Annotated in this window: 22 protein-coding genes; 15 read left to right on the top strand and 7 right to left on the bottom strand. The window is 71.8% G+C overall.

Features of this window, described 5'->3' with window-relative positions; all coding sequences use genetic code 11:
* Positions 1 to 27: 27 nt before the first annotated feature.
* The 8 genes from K8U61_RS08035 to mctP all read left to right on the top strand — a co-directional run bounded on the left by K8U61_RS08035 (position 28) and on the right by mctP (position 8,207).
* On the top strand, positions 28 to 381 hold the full coding sequence (locus tag K8U61_RS08035) for a YciI family protein (protein ID WP_224122481.1): 354 nt from the start codon (positions 28 to 30) through the stop codon (positions 379 to 381).
* Positions 378 to 1,607: an RNA polymerase sigma factor gene (locus K8U61_RS08030; protein WP_224122480.1), complete on the top strand. Its 1,230-nt coding sequence runs from the start codon at positions 378 to 380 to the stop codon at positions 1,605 to 1,607. The genes K8U61_RS08035 and K8U61_RS08030 overlap by 4 nt, the downstream gene beginning before the upstream one ends.
* Before the next feature lie 36 nt (positions 1,608 to 1,643).
* On the top strand, positions 1,644 to 3,560 hold the full coding sequence (locus K8U61_RS08025; RefSeq protein ID WP_224122479.1) for a M3 family metallopeptidase: 1,917 nt from the start codon (positions 1,644 to 1,646) through the stop codon (positions 3,558 to 3,560).
* Positions 3,561 to 3,713: 153 nt separating this feature from the next.
* Positions 3,714 to 4,418 (top strand): PadR family transcriptional regulator, encoded by a 705-nt coding sequence (locus K8U61_RS08020; RefSeq protein ID WP_224122478.1) that lies wholly within the window; start codon positions 3,714 to 3,716, stop codon positions 4,416 to 4,418.
* A complete protein-coding gene (locus tag K8U61_RS08015) occupies positions 4,418 to 4,822 on the top strand; it encodes a DUF1707 SHOCT-like domain-containing protein (protein WP_224122477.1) in 405 nt (134 codons plus the stop codon). Before K8U61_RS08020 ends, K8U61_RS08015 begins: the two co-directional genes overlap by 1 nt.
* 124 nt (positions 4,823 to 4,946) lie before the next feature.
* Positions 4,947 to 6,098 (top strand): hypothetical protein, encoded by a 1,152-nt coding sequence (locus K8U61_RS08010; RefSeq protein WP_224122476.1) that lies wholly within the window; start codon positions 4,947 to 4,949, stop codon positions 6,096 to 6,098.
* A 181-nt stretch (positions 6,099 to 6,279) separates the two neighbouring features.
* Positions 6,280 to 6,567 carry a DUF3311 domain-containing protein gene (locus K8U61_RS08005; protein WP_224122475.1) on the top strand — a complete coding sequence of 96 codons (288 nt, stop codon included), beginning with the start codon at positions 6,280 to 6,282 and terminating at the stop codon, positions 6,565 to 6,567.
* The gene (gene mctP, locus K8U61_RS08000) at positions 6,564 to 8,207 is read left to right on the top strand and encodes a monocarboxylate uptake permease MctP (RefSeq protein ID WP_224122474.1); all 1,644 of its coding nucleotides are present in this window, start codon (positions 6,564 to 6,566) and stop codon (positions 8,205 to 8,207) included. Before K8U61_RS08005 ends, mctP begins: the two co-directional genes overlap by 4 nt.
* A 9-nt stretch (positions 8,208 to 8,216) precedes the next feature.
* Here the strand turns inward: mctP and K8U61_RS07995 are convergent, their stop codons facing one another.
* Entirely contained in the window at positions 8,217 to 9,563 is a 1,347-nt protein-coding gene (locus K8U61_RS07995; RefSeq protein WP_224122473.1) for a cytochrome P450, read from the bottom strand.
* Between the two features lie 24 nt (positions 9,564 to 9,587).
* The gene (locus tag K8U61_RS07990) at positions 9,588 to 9,920 is read right to left on the bottom strand and encodes a nuclear transport factor 2 family protein (RefSeq protein ID WP_224122472.1); all 333 of its coding nucleotides are present in this window, start codon (positions 9,918 to 9,920) and stop codon (positions 9,588 to 9,590) included.
* Positions 9,921 to 10,011: 91 nt separating this feature from the next.
* Here K8U61_RS07990 and K8U61_RS07985 point away from each other — a divergent pair, with 91 nt between their 5' ends.
* From K8U61_RS07985 to K8U61_RS07975, 3 genes are all read left to right on the top strand, one after another.
* Positions 10,012 to 11,241, top strand: coding sequence for an acyl-CoA dehydrogenase family protein (locus K8U61_RS07985; protein WP_224122471.1), 1,230 nt, complete (start codon positions 10,012 to 10,014; stop codon positions 11,239 to 11,241).
* Between the two features lie 113 nt (positions 11,242 to 11,354).
* Positions 11,355 to 11,942, top strand: coding sequence for a hypothetical protein (locus tag K8U61_RS07980; protein ID WP_224122470.1), 588 nt, complete (start codon positions 11,355 to 11,357; stop codon positions 11,940 to 11,942).
* A gap of 71 nt (positions 11,943 to 12,013) precedes the next feature.
* On the top strand, positions 12,014 to 13,441 hold the full coding sequence (locus K8U61_RS07975; RefSeq protein WP_224122469.1) for a PP2C family protein-serine/threonine phosphatase: 1,428 nt from the start codon (positions 12,014 to 12,016) through the stop codon (positions 13,439 to 13,441).
* Here K8U61_RS07975 and K8U61_RS07970 read toward each other — a convergent pair.
* Both K8U61_RS07970 and K8U61_RS07965 read right to left on the bottom strand, forming a co-directional pair.
* Positions 13,438 to 14,403, bottom strand: a complete 966-nt coding sequence (locus K8U61_RS07970; protein ID WP_224122468.1) for an LLM class flavin-dependent oxidoreductase — start codon at positions 14,401 to 14,403, stop codon at positions 13,438 to 13,440. The two genes, K8U61_RS07975 and K8U61_RS07970, sit on opposite strands and share 4 nt — an antisense overlap.
* A 34-nt stretch (positions 14,404 to 14,437) precedes the next feature.
* Positions 14,438 to 15,340, bottom strand: coding sequence for a GNAT family N-acetyltransferase (locus K8U61_RS07965; RefSeq protein WP_224122467.1), 903 nt, complete (start codon positions 15,338 to 15,340; stop codon positions 14,438 to 14,440).
* Positions 15,341 to 15,477: 137 nt separating this feature from the next.
* Between K8U61_RS07965 and K8U61_RS07960 the strand changes: the two genes are divergently transcribed.
* Positions 15,478 to 15,663, top strand: coding sequence for a hypothetical protein (locus K8U61_RS07960; RefSeq protein ID WP_224122466.1), 186 nt, complete (start codon positions 15,478 to 15,480; stop codon positions 15,661 to 15,663).
* A gap of 140 nt (positions 15,664 to 15,803) precedes the next feature.
* Here K8U61_RS07960 and K8U61_RS07955 read toward each other — a convergent pair whose 3' ends face one another.
* Positions 15,804 to 16,403: a YceI family protein gene (locus K8U61_RS07955; protein WP_224122465.1), complete on the bottom strand. Its 600-nt coding sequence runs from the start codon at positions 16,401 to 16,403 to the stop codon at positions 15,804 to 15,806.
* 169 nt (positions 16,404 to 16,572) lie between these two features.
* The gene (locus K8U61_RS24915) at positions 16,573 to 16,701 is read right to left on the bottom strand and encodes a hypothetical protein (RefSeq protein WP_263426815.1); all 129 of its coding nucleotides are present in this window, start codon (positions 16,699 to 16,701) and stop codon (positions 16,573 to 16,575) included.
* 246 nt (positions 16,702 to 16,947) lie between these two features.
* On the opposite strand from K8U61_RS24915, the gene K8U61_RS07950 reads away from it, so the two are divergent.
* The 3 genes from K8U61_RS07950 (at position 16,948) to K8U61_RS07940 (ending at position 20,847) form a co-directional block, all read left to right on the top strand.
* Positions 16,948 to 17,217 carry a hypothetical protein gene (locus K8U61_RS07950; RefSeq protein ID WP_224122464.1) on the top strand — a complete coding sequence of 90 codons (270 nt, stop codon included), beginning with the start codon at positions 16,948 to 16,950 and terminating at the stop codon, positions 17,215 to 17,217.
* 20 nt (positions 17,218 to 17,237) lie between these two features.
* Entirely contained in the window at positions 17,238 to 19,034 is a 1,797-nt protein-coding gene (gene glmS / locus K8U61_RS07945; protein ID WP_224122463.1) for a glutamine--fructose-6-phosphate transaminase (isomerizing), read from the top strand.
* 70 nt (positions 19,035 to 19,104) lie between these two features.
* Complete coding sequence (locus K8U61_RS07940) at positions 19,105 to 20,847, top strand: DEAD/DEAH box helicase (RefSeq protein ID WP_224122462.1); 1,743 nt, start codon at positions 19,105 to 19,107, stop codon at positions 20,845 to 20,847.
* On the opposite strand, the gene K8U61_RS07935 is transcribed toward K8U61_RS07940, so the two are convergent.
* Positions 20,848 to 21,702 (bottom strand): NAD(P)/FAD-dependent oxidoreductase, encoded by an 855-nt coding sequence (locus tag K8U61_RS07935; protein ID WP_224122461.1) that lies wholly within the window; start codon positions 21,700 to 21,702, stop codon positions 20,848 to 20,850.
* Positions 21,703 to 21,706 lie beyond the last annotated feature (4 nt).

Raw genomic sequence — 21,706 nt, 5'->3', positions numbered from 1 at the left:
GGACCGGCCCCACCTCAGGAGGAAGAGATGACCCAGTACCTGCTCAGCGTGCACAGCGGCCCCGACGACTACAGCCGGTCGCTGGAGGAGATGCAGCCGGCCTTCGAGGCGGTCGACCGCTTCAACACCAAGGCCCAGGACGCGGGCATCTGGGTGTTCGCCGGCGGCCTCCAGCCCGGGGACACCGCCAGCACCGTCGACGCCACCGGCGACCAGCCGGTCCTCGCCGACGGCCCCTACCTCGACACCAAGGAGTGGCTCGGCGGCTTCTGGGTCTTCGAGCTCCCGGACCGGGACGCCGCCATCGCCTGGGCGACCGAGGCCTCGGCCGCCTGCGGCGGCACGGTCGAGGTGCGGCCCTTCCAGGAGGAGCCTGCGTGACCGACGCGGGTACGGCGTCGCGGGCGGCCGTCGAGCGGATCTACCGCGAGGAGTACGGCCGGATCGTCGCCTCGCTGGTCCGCCGCTTCGGCAGCATCGACATCGCCGAGGACGCCGCAGCCGAGGCGCTGCTGACGGCACTCGAGCGGTGGCCGGCCGACGGCGTACCGCCCAACCCGGGCGGCTGGCTCACCACCACCGCCGGCAACCGGGCCATCGACCGGATCCGCCGCGAGTCCCACCGCGACGCCAAGCACCAGGCAGCACTGATGATCGAGGACGACACCCCGCACGAGTCGACCGGCGTGGTCGAGGACGACCGGCTCCGGCTGATCTTCACCTGCTGCCACCCGGCCCTCGCGCCGGAGGCGCGGGTGGCACTGACCCTGCGGCTGCTCGGCGGGCTCACCGTCGCCGAGATCGCCCAGGCCTTCCTGGTGCCCGAGACGACGATGGCCCAGCGGATCACGCGTGCCAAGAAGAAGATCGCCGGCGCCAACATCCCCTTCCGGGTGCCCGGGCCCGCCGACCTCACCGCGCGGCTCGGGGCGGTGCTCGCCGTGGTCTACCTGGTCTTCAACGAGGGCTACCTGGCGAGCTCCGGGGAGCACTCGGTCCGCGAGGACCTCACCGCCGAGGCGATCCGGCTCGGCCGGATCCTGCGCACCCTGCTGCCCGACGAGCCGGAGGTCACCGGTCTCCTCGCGCTGATGCTGCTCACCGAGTCGCGACGTACGACGCGCGTCTCGGCCGACGGCGAGCTGGTTCCGCTCCGCGACCAGGACCGCGGCGGCTGGGACCGCGCGCTGATCGCCGAGGGCCACGACCTCGTCCGGGCCTGCCTCGCGGTCAACCGGCCCGGGCACTACCAGCTGCTGGCCGCGATCAACGCGGTGCACACCGACGCACCCGAGGCCGACGCGACCGACTGGAGCCAGATCGCGGCGCTCTACGACCAGCTGTACGCCGTTGCGCCCAGCCCGATCGTCGCGCTGAACCGCGCGGTCGCGGTCGCCGAGCTCGACGGACCGGCCGTCGCGCTCGCGCAGGTGGACCGGTTGGACCTGGGCGGCTACCACGCCTGGCACGCGACCCGCGCCGACCTGCTGCGCCGGCTCGGCCGCAGCGCCGAGGCGCGCGCGGCGTACGACGCGGCCATCGCGGCCACCGACAACCCGGCCGAGATCTCCTACCTCGCGAGGCGCCGCGACCAGCTCGCCCGATGAGCGACGACGGCGGGGCCGGCGTGACAGGCTGATCTCATGACGCCCCTGGTCCTGCCGACGGCCGACGACGCGCTGGACTGGGTGCAGCACCGGGCCCGCACCGGCATCGGGGCCGCCCGGGGCCTCGTCGACGAGCTCCGCGAGTCGCCGTCCGCCGAGACGCTGGAGACGCTGGAGACGCTGCGCCGGTGGGACGAGGTCGGCTGCCTGCTCGGCAACGTCGCCGCGTCGTCCTCGCTGCTGGCCAACGTCCACCCCGACGAGGAGGTCCGCACGGCGTGCGAGCGGTCGGAGGCCGAGGTCGACCGGTTCGTCACCGAGCTGCGCCAGGACCGGCGGCTCTACGAGGTCTTCGCGGCGCTCGACCCCGCGGGGCTGGACCCGGTCGCGACGCGGCTGCTGACCAAGACGCTCGACGACTTCCGGCGCGCGGGCGTCGACCGGGACGACGAGACCCGGGCGCGACTGACCGCGATCAACGAGCGACTCACCGAGCTCGGCCAGGAGTTCAGCCGGGTGATCCGCGACGACGTCCGCACGGTCCGGGTCCCGGCCGAGCGGCTCGCCGGCCTCCCGCAGGACTGGCTCGACGCCCACCCGGCCGGTGACGACGGCCTCGTCGCCGTCACCACCGACTACCCCGACTCGGTGCCCGCCCGCAGCTTCGTGCACGACGCCGACGTCCGCCGCCAGGTGACCACGGCCTTCCTGCAGCGCGGCTGGCCGCACAACGAGCCGGTGCTGCGGGAGATGTTCGAGCTGCGGCACGAGCTCGCGACCCTGGTCGGCTACGCCGACTGGGCGTCGTACGACGCCGACGTGAAGATGATCGGCACCGGCCCCGCGATCCCGGAGTTCATCGACCGGATCGCCGAGGCCGCCGACGAGCCGATGCGCCGCGACCTCGAGGTGCTGCTCGAGCGCTACCGCCGCGACGTCCCCGGCGCCGACGCGATCGACACCGCCGACTCGCTCTACTACGAGGAGCTGGTCCGGCAGGAGCGGCACCAGGTCGATGCGCAGGAGGTGCGCACCTACTTCTCCTTCCCCGCTGTCCGGGCCGGGCTGCTCGACGTCACCGCCCGCCTCTTCGGCCTCGGCTACGAGCAGGTCGACGACGCGGTCGTGTGGCACGACGACGTCGCGACGTACGACGTGGTGCGCGACGGCGAGCGGATCGGCCGCATCCACCTCGACCTGCACCCGCGCGAGGGCAAGTACAAGCACGCCGCGCAGTTCACCCTCGCCGACGGTCTCGCGGGCCGGCAGCTGCCCGAGGGCGTGCTGGTCTGCAACTTCTCCCGCGGCCTGATGGAGCACGACCACGTGGTCACGCTCTTCCACGAGTTCGGCCACCTGCTGCACCACGTGCTCGCCGGGCACGGCGAGTGGACCCGCTTCGCGGGCGTCGCCACCGAGTGGGACTTCGTCGAGGCGCCCAGCCAGATGCTCGAGGAGTGGGCGTGGGACGCCGACGTGCTGCGTGGCTTCGCCGTCAACGCCGCCGGCGAGCCCATCCCCGCGGACCTCGTCGAGCGGATGCGCGCCGCCGACGACTACGGCAAGGGCTACCAGGCGCGCACGCAGATGTTCTACGCCGCGATGTCCTACTGGTTCCACACCTCGCGCCCGGTCGACCTGACCGCGTCGATGCGCGAGCTGCAGGAGCGCTACTCGCCCTTCCGCTACATCGACGACACCCACATGTTCGCCAGCTTCGGCCACCTCGGCGGCTACTCCTCGGCCTACTACACCTACATGTGGTCCCTGGTGATCGCGAAGGACCTCTTCTCCGCCTTCGACCCCGACGACCTCTTCGCCCCCGGCCCGGCCGCGCGCTACCGCGACCGCGTCCTCGCCCCCGGCGGCTCCCGCGACGCCGCCGATCTGGTCGCCGACTTCCTCGGCCGGCCGTACACGTTCGACGCGTACGCCGCCTGGCTCGCGCGCTAGCGGCGGGGAACGGCTGCCAGCAGCCGCTTCCCGCTTGTGTCGGCGCCGCGGTCGACGTACGCTCACGATATATCGCGAAAGGTCGACGACAGTCCGGGACTGTCGCCCTGCGATATCCCGAACACACACAGACGCATGAGAAGGAGTCCTGACATGGGACACAAGGGATTCAACCGACAGTGGGCACACCACTCCGAGCACGAGTACCGGCAGCACGGCGGCGGTCGCCGCGGTGGGCCGTGGGGCGGGCCGTTCGGGCCCGGCGGATTCGGTCGGCCGGGCCACCCGGGTCCGCCGCCGTGGGTGGCTGGGCTCTTCGGCCTCGCCCAGGGCGAGCGCCAGCGTGGTCCGCGGGTCCGCCGCGGCGACGTGCGCTCCGCGATCCTCGACGTCGTGCGCTCCGCGCAGGAGGCGGGCGAGGAGATCAACGGCTACCAGGTCATCCAGCAGATCGCCGAGCGCAGCGAGGGCGCGTGGCGCCCGAGCCCCGGCTCCGTCTACCCGACCATCCAGCAGCTCGAGGACGAGGGCCTCGTCGAGACCGGCGACGTGCGCGGCCGCCGCAGCCTGCGGCTCACGCCGGCCGGCGAGACCTACGTCGCCGAGCACGCCGACGAGCTCGCCGCCGTGTGGGCTCCGTTCCGGGAGAGCGCCGACGAGGAGGCCGGTCCGTACGCCGACCTCCGCCCCGAGATCGGCCAGGTGATGGGCGCCGTGTGGCAGATCGTCAGCACCGGCAGCGAGGCCCAGCGCAGCGCCGCCGTCGACGTCCTCGTCGAGGCCCGGCGCAAGCTCTACGGCATCCTCGCCGACGGCGACCCCGAGCAGGCCGCCGACGAGGGGACAGAGGAGCGGTGATGGACGAGTCGCAGCTGCGGATCAGCGACAGCGAGCGCGAGGCGGCCGCGGCCGACCTCGGCGAGCACTACACCCTCGGCCGGATCACGACCGAGGAGCACGCGGAGCGACTGGACCGGATCTGGTCGGCGCGGACCCGGGGCGACCTCGCCTCGGTGTTCGCCGACCTCCCGGCCCTGCGGCCCGCGATCGCGGGACCGGGACCGGTACGCCGCCGCGGCGGTCGGCCGCGGCCGGCCTTCCTGGTGCTCGGGATCGTCGCCCTGGTGGCCCTCAGCGCGGCCACCCACGTGCCCTTCGTCCTCCTGGGTGTGGCGGCGCTCGTAGTCTTCACGGTGGCCCGTCGGCGCCGCGCCGCGTGCGGTCCGCTTCGTCTGGACCAGTGGCGTAGACCAGCGTTGTAGACCAGTTATCGCGCCTCCACAGGATTTGCTTAGCCTGCTGCTACCGGGCTGGGGGGGCCGGAGGAACGTTCTCGGGAAGACGTGCTCTCGCCCCTAACCGCATACCCACAAGGAGATCGTCGTCATGACGGCTCATTCCCGGTCCCGGAGATTCCTCGTCGGTGCCGCCGTCGTCGGCCTGTTGGCCCCGCTGCTCGCGGTGGTCGCCATGGTCGGCTCGGCATCCGCCGCCGTCGGCCCTCGGCCGCACGAGGTCTACATGTACAAGGTCGAGAAGCAGGTCGACCTCAGCGGTGAGTACCCCGACAACTACTCGGGTGACGTCTACCTGACCTGCAACGACGGCGACTACGCCCTCGACGGCATGTGGAAGGTCGCGCACGTCGACCAGCCCAGCGACGACGTCGTCCCTGACTCGACCGCGATCTACAACGACGAGCGCGACGTGGTCTTCTACACCGCCTCGACGTACAACAAGGACAGCTACCTCTTCCGGTTCGAGAACTTCGCGGACGGTAACGCGCAGGTGAAGCTCTACCTCACCTGCATCCGCAAGCAGACCGAGCAGACCGCCGGCCACAAGCACGACATCAAGGTGTCGGGTCTGTACTACAAGGCGATCCACACCGGCTTCTCGTCGAGCTCCGGCAGCTTCGACGACTACGACGACTCGTGGGTCGGCGGGCACGCCGACGAGGGCGGCAACTTCCAGTCCTGCCCGTCGGGCTCGTACGCCGTGGCGCCGAGCTACGACTTCTACGACTCCTACGACTACAGCACGAAGAACTGGCTGTACCGGAGCTTCGTGTCGGACGACGGCCGCAGCTGGAACTGGGCGTTCCTGCTCCGCGACGTGGACTCGAGCATCCACCTCAACGTCGGCTACCGCTGCCTCTACGGGTACGTCGGCAACAGCAGCGTCGGTGGCAACCACTCGCACCAGCTGCCGGTCGCCTTCAAGCCGGGCTACAACCACGACTTCACCCACGGCAACCCGTACTGGGACAACTACCTGAACTTCGGCTCGCAGGAGAAGCAGTTCTCGTGCGACGACGGGTACAACGGCAGCAAGTACCAGGACTACAAGGCGATGGTGGGCGGCTGGTACATCTTCAACCCGCGCCACACCTGGTACTACGGCATGGACCCGCGGCCCAAGACCCGCGCGTACCAGTTCTACTGGGACGGCGTCGGCAGCAACCGCGTGGACCTCGGCATCATGTGTGTGAAGAGCCGCACCGGCAAGCAGGTCAAGCCCAAGGTGTTCCCGTTCTGATCCGCTGATCCACCGCACGACCTGAGCACGACCTGAGCACGATCCGAGCCCGTCCCGGCACCGCCGGGGCGGGCTCGGTCGTTCCCGGTCGATCATCGGGAGGAGTCAGGCGCGCCTCGGCTGGGTAAGGGACCTCCTTGTGACCACGGTCACGGACATCCTCGATCTCGGGAGGCAATTGATGACGTCGCGCGACCATGGGGCCCGACGCTGGAGCCTGATCTGCCTGCTCCTCCTGCCCGCGGTGGTGCTGCCGCTGTGGGTCTCGCTCTACGACCGCGAGGACCCGAAGCTCTTCGGGTTCCCCTTCTACTACTGGTTCCAGTTCGCGCTGATCCTGCTCGCGGTCGCGCTCACCCTCCCGGCGTACTTCCTCGCCCTCGGCGCCGACCGCGCCGACCGGGTGCGCCACGGCCTCCCGGCCGAGCCCGGGCGCCCCGAGGGCCGGGACGGCGGTGAGGCGCGATGATCGACCACGTCGACGGCGTCGCGTTCGGCGTCTTCATCTTCCTGTTCCTCGTCGTCACCGTCCTCGGCTTCGCGGCTGCCCGCTGGCGGCGCGCGAAGGACCTCGACAGCCTCGACGAGTGGGGTCTCGGCGGCCGCGGCTTCGGCACCTTCATCGCCTGGTTCCTCATCGGCGGCGACATCTACACGGCGTACACGTTCATCGCCGTCCCCGCGACGCTGTACGCCGGCAGTGCGGTCGGCTTCTTCGCCGTTCCGTACACGATCGTCGTCTACCCGCTGATCTTCCTCTTCCTCCCGCGGCTGTGGTCGGTGAGCCACCGGCACGGCTACGTCACGCCCGCCGACTTCGTGCAGGGCCGCTACGACAGCCGGCCGCTCGCGCTCGCGATCGCGCTGACGGGCATCCTCGCGACGATGCCCTACATCGCGCTGCAGCTGGTCGGCATGCAGGTGGTGCTCGAGGTGATGGGCATCGGCACCGACAGCAGCAACTGGTTCGTGAAGGACCTGCCGCTCTTCATCGCCTTCGTCGTGCTCGCGGCCTACACCTACTCCAGTGGCCTGCGCGCGCCCGCGCTCATCGCGTTCGTCAAGGACACGCTGATCTACATCGTCATCCTGGTCGCGGTGCTCTACATCCCGAGCCAGATCGGCGGCTGGGGCCACATCTTCGACACCGTCACCGCGGGGTTCGCCGACTTCAACAGCACCAACGCCGACGCCATCGCGGCGGGCGAGGCGTCGCCGAAGGCGACGATGCCGCCCGAGGCGGCGCAGTGGGCCTACGCCAGCCTGGCGCTCGGCTCCGCGCTCGCGCTCTTCATGTACCCGCACTCGGTGACCGGCGTCCTCTCCACCCGGAGCCGGTCGGTGATCCGCCGCAACGCGGCCCTGCTCCCGGCCTACTCCTTCCTGCTCGGGCTGCTCGCGCTGCTCGGCTTCGTGGCGATCGCCGCTGGCGTGAAGGTCGACAACCCGCAGCAGTCGGTGCCGCAGCTCTTCGAGGAGCAGTTCAGCCCGTGGTTCGCCGGAGTCGCCTTCGCGGCCATCGTCATCGGCGCGCTGGTGCCGGCGGCGATCATGTCGATCGCGGCCGCCAACCTGTGGACCCGCAACATCTACAAGGCCTTCATCAACCGCGCCGCGACGCACGCGCAGGAGGCGCGCCAGGCCAAGCTGGTCTCGCTGCTGGTGAAGTTCGGGGCGCTGGTCTTCGTGCTCGCGCTGTCGAAGGACTTCGCGATCAACCTCCAGCTGCTCGGCGGCGTCTGGATCCTGCAGACCCTGCCGGCCATCGTGATCGGGCTCTACACGAGGTGGATGCACCGGTGGGCGCTGCTCGCCGGCTGGGCCGTCGGCATGGCGTGGGGCACCTGGCTCGCCTACGGCGTGAAGTCGCCGGTGCAGGACCACTTCGGCGGTCCGCTGGTCAACCTCCCCGGCACCGAGACCAAGGTCTACATCGCGATCCTCGCCTTCGGCCTGAACCTGGTCGTCGGCGTCGTCCTCACCGTCGTGCTGCGGGCGATGAAGGTCGACGAGGGCGTCGACCAGACCCGGCCCCAGGACTTCCACGCGGACCTCGGCGACCCCGGGGTCGAGGAGGAGCTCGACGCGGAGACGCCCGCGCACGCCTGACGGGGCGGGTCAGCGGCGGCGCAGGTCGATCGGCTGGCCGTCCTTCGGGAAGGGCAGCGAGTGGTGGTTGAGCGGCGCGACGTACGCGGGGTCGACGGTCCACTCGAAGTCCTGGAGGAAACGGAAGAGGAAGGCGGTGACCTCGGCGCCGGCGAAGAACATGCCGAGGCACTTGTGCACCCCGCCGCCGAACGGCTCCCAGGCGTAGCGGTGCGACCGGTCCTCGCGCCGCTCCGGGCCGAACCGCTCGGGGTCGAAGGCCTCCGGGTCGGTCCAGTACTCCGGCATCAGGTGGCTGAACTGCGGCGCCACGGTGACGTAGGTGTCGGCGGGGACCCGGGTGCCGAGCACGACGGTGTCCTTGACGGTCCGGCGCAGCACCACCGGCACGGGCGCGCGCAGCCGGAGGCACTCCTTCATCACCAGGTCGAGCGAGGTGAGCCCGTCGAGGTCGGAGAGCGTCGGGCGGTCGCCGACCCGGGCGGCGAGCTGGAGGACCTCGGCGCGGCAGCGGACCTGCCAGTCCTGGTGCTGGCCGAGCTTCTCCAGCATCACCGAGAGCGTGTACGTCGAGGTGTCGTGGGCGGCCATCATCAGGAAGATCACGTGGTTGACGACGTCGTCGTCGGTGAAGCGCTCGCCCTCGTCGGACTCGATGTGGCACAGCACCGAGAGCAGGTCGTCGCTCGCGGCGGCCCGGCGCGAGGGCAGGTAGCCGCGCACGAAGTCCTCGAGCACCCGGCGGCCCCGCATGCCGCGGTGCCAGCGGGTGAAGGGCAGGTCGTGGCGGACGATCGCGGCCGCGGCCTGCACGCAGGCGATGAAGGACCGGTTGACCCGGGCCATCTCCTCGGCCGAGGTGTGCTCCGCCCCGCCCATGAAGGTCTCGGTCGCGATGCCGAGGGTCAGGTCCTTGAGCGCCCAGTAGGCCTGGAACCCGTCCTGGGGCTGCCAGCCGGCCAGGCCGGCGGCGACCGCCGCGTGCATCGGGCCGACGTACCCGGCGAGCCGGTCGCGGGTGAAGGCCTGCTGCATGATCCGGCGGTGCAGGTGGTGCTCCTCGAAGTCGAGGAACATCAGGCCCCGCCCGAAGAACGGCCCGACCAGGTAGGTCCACGCCGGGCCGTTGGCGAAGGCCTTGTCGGCGTTGCGCAGCGCGACCTCGCACGCGTCCGGCCCGAGCAGCATCACCCAGGGGTCGCCGCCGACCATGCTCATCGGCGACACCGCGCCGTACGACTCCCACTGCTTGCGGAAGAGGGCGATCGGGTCGCGGGCGTACTCCAGGCTGCGGCCGATCAGGGGCAGCCCCCGCGGCGACGGGGGGAGCTCGCGGACCGGGGACGTGGTCGCCATGCCCCCACGGTAGAACGCGTTCTCTCAGGCCGCGATCTCCAGCCGTGCGATGAGGTCGCCCGCGAGCGTGAAGGTGTAGGTCAGGTCCACCTCCCCACCCGGGAAGTCGCCGACCAGGTGGCCGGTGACGACGATCGCCGCGCCGTCAGCCCGCGCGCCGGTCACGGTGGTGGCGTAGGTGAACTCGCTCGCGGTCCGCGTCTTCCAGGCGCGCACGCCGTCGCGACCGGTCCACGTGGTGCCGTCGTCGACGACCACGGCGTCGTCGGTGAACAGCTCGGCGAGCCCGTCGGCGTCGGGCGTGCTGCTGCCGCCGCGCTCGAAGTAGCGGGTGATGGTGGGGTGCACGGGAGCCATGGCGCGAGCCTGGCAGCGGCCACCGACAGTCCGGTCCGGACCGGTCGGCGGAGGGTGATTCGCGCGGTGACCGATGGGTAACCTGCGATCCGTGAGCGACACGACTGCGCCGACGCCCTCCTTCGAGCTCGGACCCGACCACCGCGAGCTGCGCGACTGGATCCACCAGTTCTCGGCCGAGGTCGTCCGGCCGGCCGCCGCCGAGTGGGACGAGAAGGAGGAGTTCCCCTGGCCTGTCGTCGAGGAGGCGGCCAAGATCGGCCTCTACTCCTTCGACTTCGTCGCCACCCAGGCGTTCGACCCGACCGGGCTCGGCTTCCCGATCACCATGGAGGAGCTCTTCTGGGGCGACGCCGGCATCGGCCTCTCGATCGTCGGCACCTCGCTGGCCGCCGCCGGCGTACGCGCGAACGGCACCGACGAGCAGGTCGGCGAGTGGATCCCTCAGATGTACGGCAGCCCGGGCGACCTCAAGCTCGGCGCCTTCTGCTCCTCCGAGCCCGACGCCGGCTCCGACGTGGGCGCGATGCGTACCCGCGCGACATACGACGAGGCGAACGACGAGTGGGTGATCAACGGGACCAAGACCTGGGCCACCAACGGCGGCATCGCCGACGTCCACGTGGTCACCGCGGTGGTCGACCCGGACCTGCGCACCCGCGGTCAGGCCAGCTTCGTGATCCCGCCCGGCACCAAGGGCCTCAGCCAGGGCCAGAAGTTCCACAAGCACGGCATCCGCGCCTCCCACACCGCCGAGGTCGTCCTCGACCAGGTCCGCGTCCCCGGCCGCTGCCTGCTCGGCGGCAAGGAGAAGCTCGACGCCCGGCTGGCCCGGGCCCGCGAGGGCAGCGGCGGCCGCGGCAACGCGTCGATGGCGACCTTCGAGCGCACCCGCCCGGCGGTCGGCGCCCAGGCCATCGGCATCGCCCGCGCGGCGTACGAGGTCGCGCTCGACTACGCGAAGACCCGCGAGCAGTTCGGCAAGCCGATCATCGAGAACCAGGCGATCGCCTTCAAGCTCGCCGACATGGCCACCTCGATCGAGGCCTCCCGCCTGCTCGTGTGGCGCGCGGCCTGGATGGCCAGCCAGGGCAAGCAGTTCGAGAGCGCCGAGGGCTCGATGTCCAAGCTCTTCGCGGGCGAGACCGCGGTCAAGGTGACCACCGAGGCGATGCAGATCCTCGGCGGCAACGGCTTCACCCGCGAGTACCCCGTCGAGCGCTGGGCCCGCGACGCCAAGATCTACACGATCTTCGAGGGCACCTCGGAGATCCAGCGGCTCGTCATCGCCCGCTCGATCTCCGGCGCCCCGATCCGCTAGGACGGCCGGGGCATGGGCAGGCCGCCCCGTCGATCCCCCTAGCACCGACGGAACGGCCATCCTGTTTAACGGCGATCGGCCAGCTGGGCTACGCCCCGACTACGGTTGCCCGGGTGACGACGACCCGGTACCGCGGCGCGATCGCCGGCGTCGGCACGACGAGCGGGGTGCGGGTGGTCGTCGGCCGCTGGGACGCCTCGCCGTACGGCGCCTTCGCGGACGCGATGGTCGAGACCGCGGCGGGCCACCGGGTGCTGCTCGCACCGACCGACGAGGTGGCCGACTTCGTGGCGTCGACGTACGTCTTCGACGAGGTGCGGGTCGAGCCGATCGCGCTCGACGGCTGGGTCCTGAGCTCGCCGTCGCTCACCCTGAGCATCGACGTCGGGGCGCGCACCGGTCTCGGCCGGCTGGTCCGCCTGGTGCCGGCGCGGGTCGCGGAGAGCCCGGCCTGGTGCGCCGTCACCGACCCGATCGCCCGCGTGGCGCTGCGCGGCGTCCGCACGCGTGGGACGGCCGGCGCCGGGCGCCGGGAGTGGTACGGCGCGACCGACGTGCACCGCGTCGACGGGATCGTCGGGAGGTTCGACGGGGCCGACCTCGGCGTGCTCGCGCCGGTGGACCCGGCGCCGTCGTTCGGGTTCTCCTCGACGCCCCGCCGCCCGAGCGTCACCACTTTGGTCACGTCCGTGCGCATTTGACCTCCGGGCACCGCCGTCGCTGCCATGATGACCCCACCCGGTGGTCGTCGGCCGCCGGAAGGAGGCCCGCCGTGCACCGCTACACCGACCAGCTCCGGCTCCTCGACGCCCTCGGCCTCGCCGTCCTCGCGACCGGCCGAGACGGCGCGGTGACGTTCGCGAACGACCGGGCCGAGACGCTCTTCGGTCGGACGGGCCTCGAGGGCGGCTCCGTGGCGGACCTGCTCGGCGCGCTGCCGCTCGAGGAGGTCCTCGGCGGCACCACCTGGCGCGGCGACGTCCGGATCGGTGACGGCGACCTGGTCGCGGCGGTTGCGGCGGCCCCGGTCCGGGACCCTGCCGACGGTGTCGTCGGCGCGATCATCTCGCTCGAGGACATCACGCAGACCCGCCGTGCGCAGGCCGAGGCGGCCGCCAACGACCAACGGCTCCGGCTCGCGCACGCGGCGGCCGAGCTCGGCACGTGGCACTGGAACGCACTGGACGGCACCAACGTCTGGGACCCGCAGCTCCACCACATCTACGGCCTCGAGCCGGACAGCTTCGACGGCACCTACGAGGCGTGGGTCGCCAGCATCCACCCCGACGACCGGGACGAGGCGATCGCCGTCGTGCAGCGCGCGATCGAGCAGTCCTCGTCGTACGTCCTGCGCAACCGCATCGTCCGCCCCGACGGACGCCCCGCGTGGATCGAGGCGCACGGCAAGGTGCTGACCGACGAGAGCGGGACCTTCGCCGGCACCATCGGGTGCGTCCAGGACGTGACCGAGCGGATCGACCTGGAGCGGCGGGTCGCGGCGATCTCCGAGGAGCTCCAGCGCAGCCTGGCGGCGAGCCCGCTGCCGGTGCTCGACGGCGTCGAGGTCGCGGCCAGCTACGCCCCCGGCGGCGACGACCTCGAGCAGATCGGCGGCGACTGGTACGACGCCGTGCCGACCGTCGCGGGCGGACTGCTGCTGGTGGTCGGCGACGTGATGGGTCGCGGGGTCCGGGCGGCGACGACGATGATCCACGTGCGCGCCGGGATCCGGGGACTGCTCACCCTGGAGACCGCGCCCGCGGCGCTGCTCGAGGCGGCCGACGAGCTGGTCGCCCGCGACGCTGCCGACCAGTTCATCACCGCGACCGCCGTCCTGGTGGACCCGGCCGCCGGCACGGTGGAGCTCTCGAACGCCGGCCACATCCCGGTCGTGGTCGTCCACCCCGGCGGCGGCACCGTCGTCGCCGGCCTCGGCAGCGGTCCGCCCCTCGGGGTGGTCGCCGACCAGTCGCGCACCTCCGAGCGCCTCCGCGTCGAGTCCGGCAGCACGGTCCTCCTCGTCACCGACGGCGTGGTCGAGTCGCGCGACCACGACCTCGACGCCGGCATCGCCCGGCTGCGCCACCGCGCCGCCGAGCTGTGGGACCGGCCCCTCGCCGAGCTCGTCGACCAGCTCGCCGACCTCGCGGACACCCGGCTGCGCGACGACGTCACTGTGGTCGCGGCCCGGGTGCGCTAGCCGCGGACGGCGGGGAGGACGGTCTCGCAGACGAGGCGCAGCGACTCCCAGGACGGGTCGGCGGGGAGGCCGCCGCAGGCGGGGTGGCTGGTGACCAGGCGGATCTCGCCGGCGCGGCACCGGTCGACCAGGTCGTCGGCGGTGAGCACGACGTACACGCCGGCGGCGCGCATCTCCTCGACGGTGCGCGAGTGGTCGACCACGTAGGAGCCGGCCTCGCCGTGCCACTCCTGGTAGGCGACGGCGTCGGCGAGCAGGTGGTGGCCGTAGCGCTCCCAGAACTCCTCGGGGTCGCGTGCGCAGAAGACGTTGGCCGGCCCGCCGTCCGGTGCCTGGAGCACGAAGCCCGGGTCGCGGCCCGCCTCGCGGCAGGCCTCCTCGTAGATCCGCTTCAGCTCGTCCGAGCCGTGCTGCGGCTGGAAGTTGAGGCCCAGGCGGCCCGCCCGGCGGGCGGCCGCGGGGGAGCCGCCGCCGTAGAAGAGGAAGGGGTGCGGCTGGGAGTACGGCGGGGGCGTGGTCTCGCCGCTCGACCAGATCTCCAGCACCCGCGCGATGCGCTCCTCGATCTCGGCGCCGCGCCGGGCCCAGTCGCGGCCGTACAGCGCGTACTCGACCGGGCGGTAGCCGAGCCCGAAGGTGTAGCTCACCCGCCCCTTGCTGAGCAGGTCGAGGACGGCGATGTCCTCGGCGAGCCGGACCGGCTCGTAGAGGTTGACCAGCAGCGCCGAGACCGTCATCGGGATGCGCGAGGTGACGGCCGCGAACGCCGAGGCCACCAGCAGCGGGCTGGGCAGGTAGCCGTCGTCGGCGGCGTGGTGCTCGGAGATCATCAGCACGTCCTGGCCGTGCTGGTCGACGTACGCCGCCTGCTCGACCGCGCGGGCGAAGATCTCCTGGCGGGTCGCGGGGTCGGCGCCGGGGGCCCGGAGGTCGTAGCGGGTGGCGAACTGGGTGCGCGGCATGACGCTCACCCAACCAGAAGAACTGGAACTTGTTCTAGAGGTCCTTGCCCCGGTTGACCCAGGTGCGGAAGACGGACATCCCGACCTTCTCGTAGAGGCCGAGCGCGCCGGTGCGCGAGTCGGTGTTGAGGGTCGAGCTCGTGGCGCCGTGGTCGCGGGCCGCCGCGAAGGCGTCGACCAGCATCGCCTGCGCGATGCCCCGGCCGCGCTGGTCGCGCCGCGTGGCGATCCGGTCGACGTACCCCTGGGTCTCGAAGAGCCGCACGTAGGTCACGCCGGCGACCGCGCCGTCCGGGTCGGTGACCAGCCGGAGGTGCCACGGCGCGAAGTCGGGCCGCTCCGTCGTGCGGGCCAGGAAGTCGGCGAACGGCTCGCGGTCACGCACCGACCACTCGAGGAACGCGTCCTCGAGCACGGTCCAGCAGGCCTCGTAGTCCTCCGGCGTCGCCTCGCGGAGCGTGTAGCCGTCGGGCAGGTCGCGGTGGGGGACGGAGGCGCCCTCGGGCAGCACCAGCTCCCAGCTCTCCCAGCGGACCCGGTAGCCCAGCTGCTCGAGGAGCCGGTCGCCGTCCGAGCCCTGCGCCACCGGCATCCCGACGACCGTGCTGCCGACCGCGCGGCCGCGGGCCTGCATCCAGCCCGCCAGCGCGGTGCCGATGCCGCGGCCCCGGTAGTCGGGGTGCACGGCCGCGTCGCCGCGGTCCATGCCGGACAGCTCGACGTAGGCGACCAGGGTCTCGCCGTCGAAGACGCCGAGCGTCCCGGCCGAGACGTCGTACGACGGTCGCTGCCAGTCGCCGACGATGTCGGCCTCCTCGATCGCGACCTCGCCGATGTCCTGCTGCTCCTGGGCGGCCATCACCTCGTAGACGGCGCGGGCGTCGGACATCACCAGCGGTCGGCTGGTCAGCCCGGAGGGCAGGTCGAGGTCGCTCATGCCTGCAGTGTGGCCTGGACCGGTCCCCGCACGCTCGCGATTTCCGCTCAGCCCGCCCGGCCGGCCGCCGATCGGGACAGTGCACGAGACGGATCTCGTGCCGTCGTCACGCACCCGCACGAACAAAGGGGACACGGATGTCCGCCGCCAGCATCTCTTCCTTGCCGGTCGCCCTCGAGGAGCGGCGACCCGCCCGTCGCGCCGTCGCGCGACCCTCCCGCCTCGACCCCGGTGCCGCCGCTCCGGTCCGGCTCGACCGGTTCCGGGCCCGCCGCCGGGCGACCTCGTCCTGCGACTGCGCACCGCTGCCGCCTGCGGCCTGACCCGGCTTCCAGGCTTCCAGCGGGAGCGGGTCGGGGTCATGCCCGGGCGGTTGCCCGGTCGACCCGCACCCCCTGGAGACGCGACGACGGGCCCGGCCGGGGGACCGGGCCCGTCGTCGTAGACGGAGGTGAGCTGGTGCTCAGGCCTCCGAGGTGTTCTGGATCGCGGAGATGTCGAACTCGAGCTTGATCTTCTCGGAGACGAGAACGCCGCCGGTCTCGAGCGCGGCGTTCCAGGTCAGGCCCCAGTCCTTGCGGTTGATGGTGGTGCCACCCTCGAAGCCGATCCGCAGGTTGCCGAACGGGTCGCGCGCCGAGCCGGTGGGCTCGAAGGTGATGGTGACCGACTTGGTCTCGCCCTTGATGGCGAGGTCGCCGGTGATGACCCAGTCCTCGCCGTCGCGCTCGACGTTGGTCGAGGAGAAGGTGATCTCCTTGTTGTTGTCGGCGTCGAAGAAGTCCGCGGAGCGGAGGTGGCCGTCGCGGTCCGCGACACCGGTGTCGATGCTGGCGGTCTGGATGGTCAGGTTGACCTTCGAGTTGCCGGGGGTCGCGGTGTCGACGTGCGCGGTGCCCGAGAACTCGCTGAAGTGGCCGCGGACGGTGGTCACCATCGCGTGGCGGGTGCTGAAGCCGAGGCGGGTGTGCGTCGGGTCGATCGTGTAGTCGCCGGAGATGTCCTCGACGGCGGCGGTGGGCGCATCGAACTGCTCGGTGCTCTGGCGGTTGAAGAACGACATCGTGGCTCCCTGTCCTGGGTGGTGGTCGGTTGAGGTGGTTGAACCTTTGATCACCTGAACCGGACCATGGTCCGATTCATTCCCGGGTGCCCCGAACTTTCTGCCGACATGCGTCAGGCCCCCGGGAACGGGTCCCGGGGGCCTGGTGCGTGATGCGTCGTGGCAGGTGTCAGGCGGCGTGCGCGGCGGCCGGCATCGAGGTCGTGGTGACCCAGTGGGCCTCCATGTGGACCCGGCCCAGCTCGTCGGTCACCGGCACCCAGGTCTGCACGAGTCCGTTGACGGTCTTGTCGCTCATTGGTGCCCCTCCGTTCGCTTGTCGTTCACCTTGTGTTCACCAAGAGTAGCCCATCCCCACCCGAAGGGGCACATTTCCGGAAAATCCGCTGCGAGTCCTCCACTGGAGGTCCCGATCGCCCCGATTCGGAGGGGTGTCGCTCCCCCGCTGAGTGAACGCTCCGTTCGTCGTGCGCGAGACTGTCATTTCTGCCCGAAATCGGGCAGGAAGTTGCATCTCACCGCGGCTGTGGCGACGATCGTCGGCGTGCCCACCGCTCCGGACCCGACCCTGGTCGCGCACATCGCGTCCAGCACCGGCCTCAGTCCGGCCGAGGCGGCCCGGGTCGTGGAGGACGTGCTCGCCTTCCACGCCGAGCCGGTCGACGATTACGTGCGGCGGCGGCACGCCCACCTGAAGACCTACGGGGCGAAGAACGCCGAGATCTTCGCGCGGATCGCGGAGGAGCTGGCCGACCGGGTGGTCGCCGCTCCGCCGCTCACCGAGCGACAGCTCCGGCGGATCGTCTACGGATAGCAGAGACAGAGGAGAGCGTCATGTGCGGGATCGTCGGGTACGTCGGGGGTCAGCCGGCGGCGCCGCTGCTGCTGGAGGGGCTGGGGCGGCTCGAGCACCGCGGCTACGACTCGGCCGGGGTGGCGGTGCTGTCCGGCACCGGGCTCAAGGTCGCCAAGCGGGCCGGCCGGGTGCGGGACCTCGCGGACGGGCTGCCGAAGCGGTTCGCCGGGAAGGTCGGCATCGGCCACACCCGCTGGGCCACCCACGGCCCCGCCAACGACGTCAACGCCCACCCGCACACGGACGCCAAGGGACTGGTGGCGGTGGTCCACAACGGGATCATCGACAACGCCGCGGCGCTGCGGCAGCGGCTCAGCGACGAGGGCGTCGACCTGGCCAGCGACACCGACACCGAGGTCGTGGCCCACCTGGTCGGGCGCTCGGAGGCCGGGACCCTCGAGGGCAAGGTGCGCGAGGCGCTCGCCGCCATCGAGGGCACCTACGGGCTGGCCATCCTGCACGCCGACTTCCCCGACCGGATGGTCGTCGCCCGCAACGGCAGCCCGCTGATCGTCGGCGTCGGGGACCACGAGGTCTTCGTCGCCTCCGACCTCGCTGCGATCGTCCGGCACACCACGACGGTCGCCCACCTCGAGGACGGGGAGATCGCCACGCTGACGGCGAGCGGGTTCACGACCGCCCGCGAGACGACCACGCTCGACATCGACCCGGCGGCGTACGAGACCGGCGACCACGCGTCCTTCATGCGCAAGGAGATGCTCGAGCAGCCCGAGGCGGCGCAGCGGGTGCTGCGCGGACGGCTCGACGAGCGGTTCGGGACCGCGCACCTGGGCGGCCTCAACCTGGACGCCCGCGAGACCCGGGCGATCAAGCGGGTGAAGATCCTCGGCTGCGGGTCGGCCTACTACGTGGGGCAGATGGGTGCGGCGCTCATCGAGGAGCTGGCCCGGATCCCCGCCGACGCCGAGGCGGCGAGCGAGTTCCGCTACCGCAACCCGATCATCGAGCCGGACACGCTCTACGTGGCGGTCTCCCAGTCCGGCGAGACCATCGACACCCTCCTCGCCGTCCAGGAGGTACGCCGCAAGGGCGGCCGCGTGGTCGGCCTGGTCAACGTCGTCGGGAGTGCCATCGCGCGCGAGTGCGACGGCGGGATCTACCTGCACGCGGGGCCCGAGGTGGCGGTCGCCTCGACCAAGGCGCTGACGACCATGTTCCTGGGGTTCGCGCTGCTGGCGCTCCAGCTCGGCCGGGTGCGCGACCTCTCCATCGCCGACGGCCGCCGGCTGATCGCCGGGCTCGAACGGCTGCCCGCCCAGATCCAGGAGATCCTCGACCGCGAGGACGAGATCGCCGAGCTGGCCGGGAGGCTGGCCGACGCGGAGAGCCTCTTCTTCGTGGGCCGGGTCCGCGGCTTCCCGGTCGCCCGCGAGGGTGCGCAGAAGTTCAAGGAGATCTCCTACCGGCACGCGGAGGCCTACCAGACCTCCGAGCTCAAGCACGGTCCGCTCGCACTGATCTCCCCGGACGTCCCGACCGTCGCGATCGTGCCCGCCGACGAGCTGGCCGACCGCAACGTGGGGGCGCTGCACGAGATCGCCGCCCGCCGCGGACCGCTGGTGGTCGTCACCCACGACGGGGTCGACCTCGGCGAGGTGGCGGCCGCGCGGATCGTCGTACCCCGCAACGAGCGGGAGCTCGACCCGGTGCTGATGACGATCCCGCTGCAGCTGCTGGCCTACCACGCGGCGCTGCGGCTGGGCCACGACATCGACAAGCCCCGCAACCTGGCGAAGTCCGTGACGGTGGAGTGAGCCGCGGAGTGAGCCAGCCCACCGCGACGACGAAGGTGGCGGCGCTGGACGGAGCCACTACCGTTGACGGGTGAGCAACGACGAGAACGACGACACCACGACCGACCAGGTGACGTTCGCCGACCTCGGGCTCAGCGACAAGGTCCTCAAGGCGCTGTCCGACGTCGGCTACGAGACGCCGTCCGCGATCCAGGCCGCGACCATCCCGCCGCTGCTGGCGGGGCGTGACGTCGTCGGCCTCGCGCAGACCGGCACCGGCAAGACCGCGGCGTTCGCGCTGCCGATCCTCAGCCGCCTCGACCTGTCCCAGAAGACCCCGCAGGCGCTCGTCCTCGCCCCGACCCGTGAGCTCGCGCTCCAGGTCTGCGAGGCGTTCGAGCGCTACGCCGCCCACATCAAGGGCGTGCACGTGCTGCCGGTCTACGGCGGTCAGGCGTACGGCGTCCAGCTGAGCGCGCTGCGGCGTGGCGTCCACGTCGTCGTCGGCACGCCCGGCCGGATCATGGACCACCTCGACAAGGGCACCCTCGACCTGACCGAGCTGCGCTTCCTGGTGCTCGACGAGGCCGACGAGATGCTCAACATGGGCTTCGCCGAGGATGTCGAGACGATCCTGGCCGACACCCCCGACGACAAGAACGTCGCGCTCTTCTCCGCCACGATGCCGGCCCAGATCCGGCGCATCTCCAAGGCCTACCTCAAGGACCCGGAAGAGATCACCGTCAAGAACAAGACGGCGACGGCGTCCAACATCGCGCAGCGCTACCTGATGGTGAGCTACCCGCAGAAGATCGACGCCCTCACCCGGATCCTCGAGGTCGAGAACTTCGAGGGCATGATCGTCTTCGTCCGCACCAAGAGCGAGACCGAGCTGCTCGCCGAGAAGCTGCGTGCCCGCGGCTTCTCCGCCGCCGCCATCAACGGCGACGTCGCCCAGGCCCAGCGCGAGCGGACCGTCAACCAGCTCAAGTCGGGCAAGCTCGACATCCTCGTCGCCACCGACGTCGCCGCCCGTGGCCTCGACGTCGAGCGGATCAGCCACGTCGTCAACTACGACATCCCGACCGACACCGAGTCCTACGTGCACCGCATCGGTCGCACCGGCCGAGCCGGCCGCAGCGGTGACGCGATCTCCTTCATCACCCCGCGCGAGCGCTACCTGCTCAAGCACATCGAGAAGGCGACCCGCCAGCCGCTCACCCAGATGCAGCTGCCCACGGCCGAGGACGTCAACGCCACCCGGCTCTCGCGCTTCGACGACGCGATCACGGAGGCGCTGACGCAGACCTCCCGGATCGAGCGGTTCCGCGACATCATCGGCCACTACGTCCGCGAGCACGACGTGCCCGAGGCCGACGTCGCCGCCGCGCTGGCCGTGGTCGCCCAGGGCGAGACCCCGCTGCTGCTCGACCCGGCCGACGAGCGGCCGGTCCGGGAGCCGCGCGAGGAGCGCGACCGGCCCGAGCGCTCGGCGACCCGAGGCGCGACCCGCGAGCACCGGGGCCCGCGCAGCGACGTGCCGATGGCGATGTACCGGATCAACGTCGGCAAGCGGCACAAGGTCGAGCCGCGCCAGATCGTGGGAGCGATCGCCAACGAGGGCGGGCTGCGCCGTGCCGACTTCGGGCACATCCAGATCCGGCCGGACTTCTCGCTCGTCGAGCTGCCCGCGGACCTGCCCGGCGAGGTCTGGGAGGCCCTGCGCCAGACCCGGATCTCCGGCAAGCTGATCGAGCTGCAGCGCGACACCGGCGGCCCGCAGTCGCGCCAGGACGCGCGCACTCCGCGGAAGCCCCGCCACAAGAGCCGGTAGCTACATCAGGTAGGCCACCATCGCGGCGCCGGCGACCATGCCGGATGCCGCGGCGGTGAGCACCGAGGCCATCGGCATGCCGAGGTCGGGGTGGTGCGCCATGTCGCCGGCGGCGTGCACGCCCGGGAGGCTGGTGCGCTGCAGGACGTCGACCTCGACGCAGCCCGACGGCAGCGTGCGCAGGCCGAGCTGCTCGGCGAACGGCGCCGCCTGGGTCAGCGCGGTCGAGACGAAGACGCCGGCGTACTCCTGGGACGAGCCGTCCTCGAGGTGGACGCGGACGCCGTCGCCCGAGCGCTCGAGGCTCGCGACCGTGTCGACGTCGAGGCCGGTGACCGAGGACGCGACCGGGCCCATGATCCCCTGGAGATGGGCGGTGCCGTCGCCGAGCAGCGCGACCGGGCGCCCGGCGAACTCGTGGCCGTGGCAGAACGGGCAGTGCGCCACGAGGTCGCCGAAGAGCTCGGGGATCCCGGGCTTGTCGGGCAGGGTGTCGCGCACGCCGGTCGCGAGGATCAGGCCGCGGGTGCTGACCTCCTCGTCCCCGAGGTGCACCCGGAAGCCGTCGCCCTCCGCGGCCACCGCCGTGACCGTGGTGTCCCGGACCGTCACGGTCTCGTACGCCGCCAGGTCCTTGCGGGCCGCGGCCCGCAGCTCGGCCGGCGGGGTGCCGTCGTGGCCCAGGAAGTTGTGCATGTGGGTCGCCGGATCGTTGCGGTAGGTGCCGCCGTCGAGCAGCAGCGTGCGCCGGTGCACCCGGCCGAGGGTGAGGGCCGCCTGGAGCCCGGCCGAGCCGCCGCCGATGACGACGGCGTCGTACCGAGAAGTGTCGGGGTTCGCGTCTGAGATTGCCATGGAC

Origin of the sequence: Nocardioides mangrovi, from assembly GCF_020073815.1 — a bacterium.
In the GTDB taxonomy this organism is placed as follows: Bacteria; Actinomycetota; Actinomycetes; order Propionibacteriales; family Nocardioidaceae; genus Nocardioides; species Nocardioides mangrovi.
Note: the sequence above shows the minus strand (reverse complement) of the source record. Positions and strands in the feature narration are given on the sequence as shown.

Excerpts from the sequence above, each read along its gene's own strand:
- K8U61_RS08020 (WP_224122478.1), top strand. The coding sequence starts at position 3,714 with ATGGGACACAAGGGATTCAACCGACAGTGGGCACACCACTCCGAGCAC.
- K8U61_RS07965 (WP_224122467.1), bottom strand. The coding sequence starts at position 15,340 with ATGAGCGACCTCGACCTGCCCTCCGGGCTGACCAGCCGACCGCTGGTG.
- K8U61_RS24915 (WP_263426815.1), bottom strand. The coding sequence starts at position 16,701 with ATGAGCGACAAGACCGTCAACGGACTCGTGCAGACCTGGGTGCCGGTG.
- K8U61_RS07995 (WP_224122473.1), bottom strand. The coding sequence starts at position 9,563 with ATGGCGACCACGTCCCCGGTCCGCGAGCTCCCCCCGTCGCCGCGGGGG.
- K8U61_RS08025 (WP_224122479.1), top strand. The coding sequence starts at position 1,644 with ATGACGCCCCTGGTCCTGCCGACGGCCGACGACGCGCTGGACTGGGTG.
- K8U61_RS07935 (WP_224122461.1), bottom strand. The coding sequence starts at position 21,702 with ATGGCAATCTCAGACGCGAACCCCGACACTTCTCGGTACGACGCCGTC.
- mctP (WP_224122474.1), top strand. The coding sequence starts at position 6,564 with ATGATCGACCACGTCGACGGCGTCGCGTTCGGCGTCTTCATCTTCCTG.
- K8U61_RS07955 (WP_224122465.1), bottom strand. The coding sequence starts at position 16,403 with ATGTCGTTCTTCAACCGCCAGAGCACCGAGCAGTTCGATGCGCCCACC.
- K8U61_RS08035 (WP_224122481.1), top strand. The coding sequence starts at position 28 with ATGACCCAGTACCTGCTCAGCGTGCACAGCGGCCCCGACGACTACAGC.
- K8U61_RS07970 (WP_224122468.1), bottom strand. The coding sequence starts at position 14,403 with ATGCCGCGCACCCAGTTCGCCACCCGCTACGACCTCCGGGCCCCCGGC.
- glmS (WP_224122463.1), top strand. The coding sequence starts at position 17,238 with ATGTGCGGGATCGTCGGGTACGTCGGGGGTCAGCCGGCGGCGCCGCTG.
- K8U61_RS08005 (WP_224122475.1), top strand. The coding sequence starts at position 6,280 with ATGACGTCGCGCGACCATGGGGCCCGACGCTGGAGCCTGATCTGCCTG.
- K8U61_RS07990 (WP_224122472.1), bottom strand. The coding sequence starts at position 9,920 with ATGGCTCCCGTGCACCCCACCATCACCCGCTACTTCGAGCGCGGCGGC.
- K8U61_RS08015 (WP_224122477.1), top strand. The coding sequence starts at position 4,418 with ATGGACGAGTCGCAGCTGCGGATCAGCGACAGCGAGCGCGAGGCGGCC.
- K8U61_RS08010 (WP_224122476.1), top strand. The coding sequence starts at position 4,947 with ATGACGGCTCATTCCCGGTCCCGGAGATTCCTCGTCGGTGCCGCCGTC.
- K8U61_RS07960 (WP_224122466.1), top strand. The coding sequence starts at position 15,478 with ATGTCCGCCGCCAGCATCTCTTCCTTGCCGGTCGCCCTCGAGGAGCGG.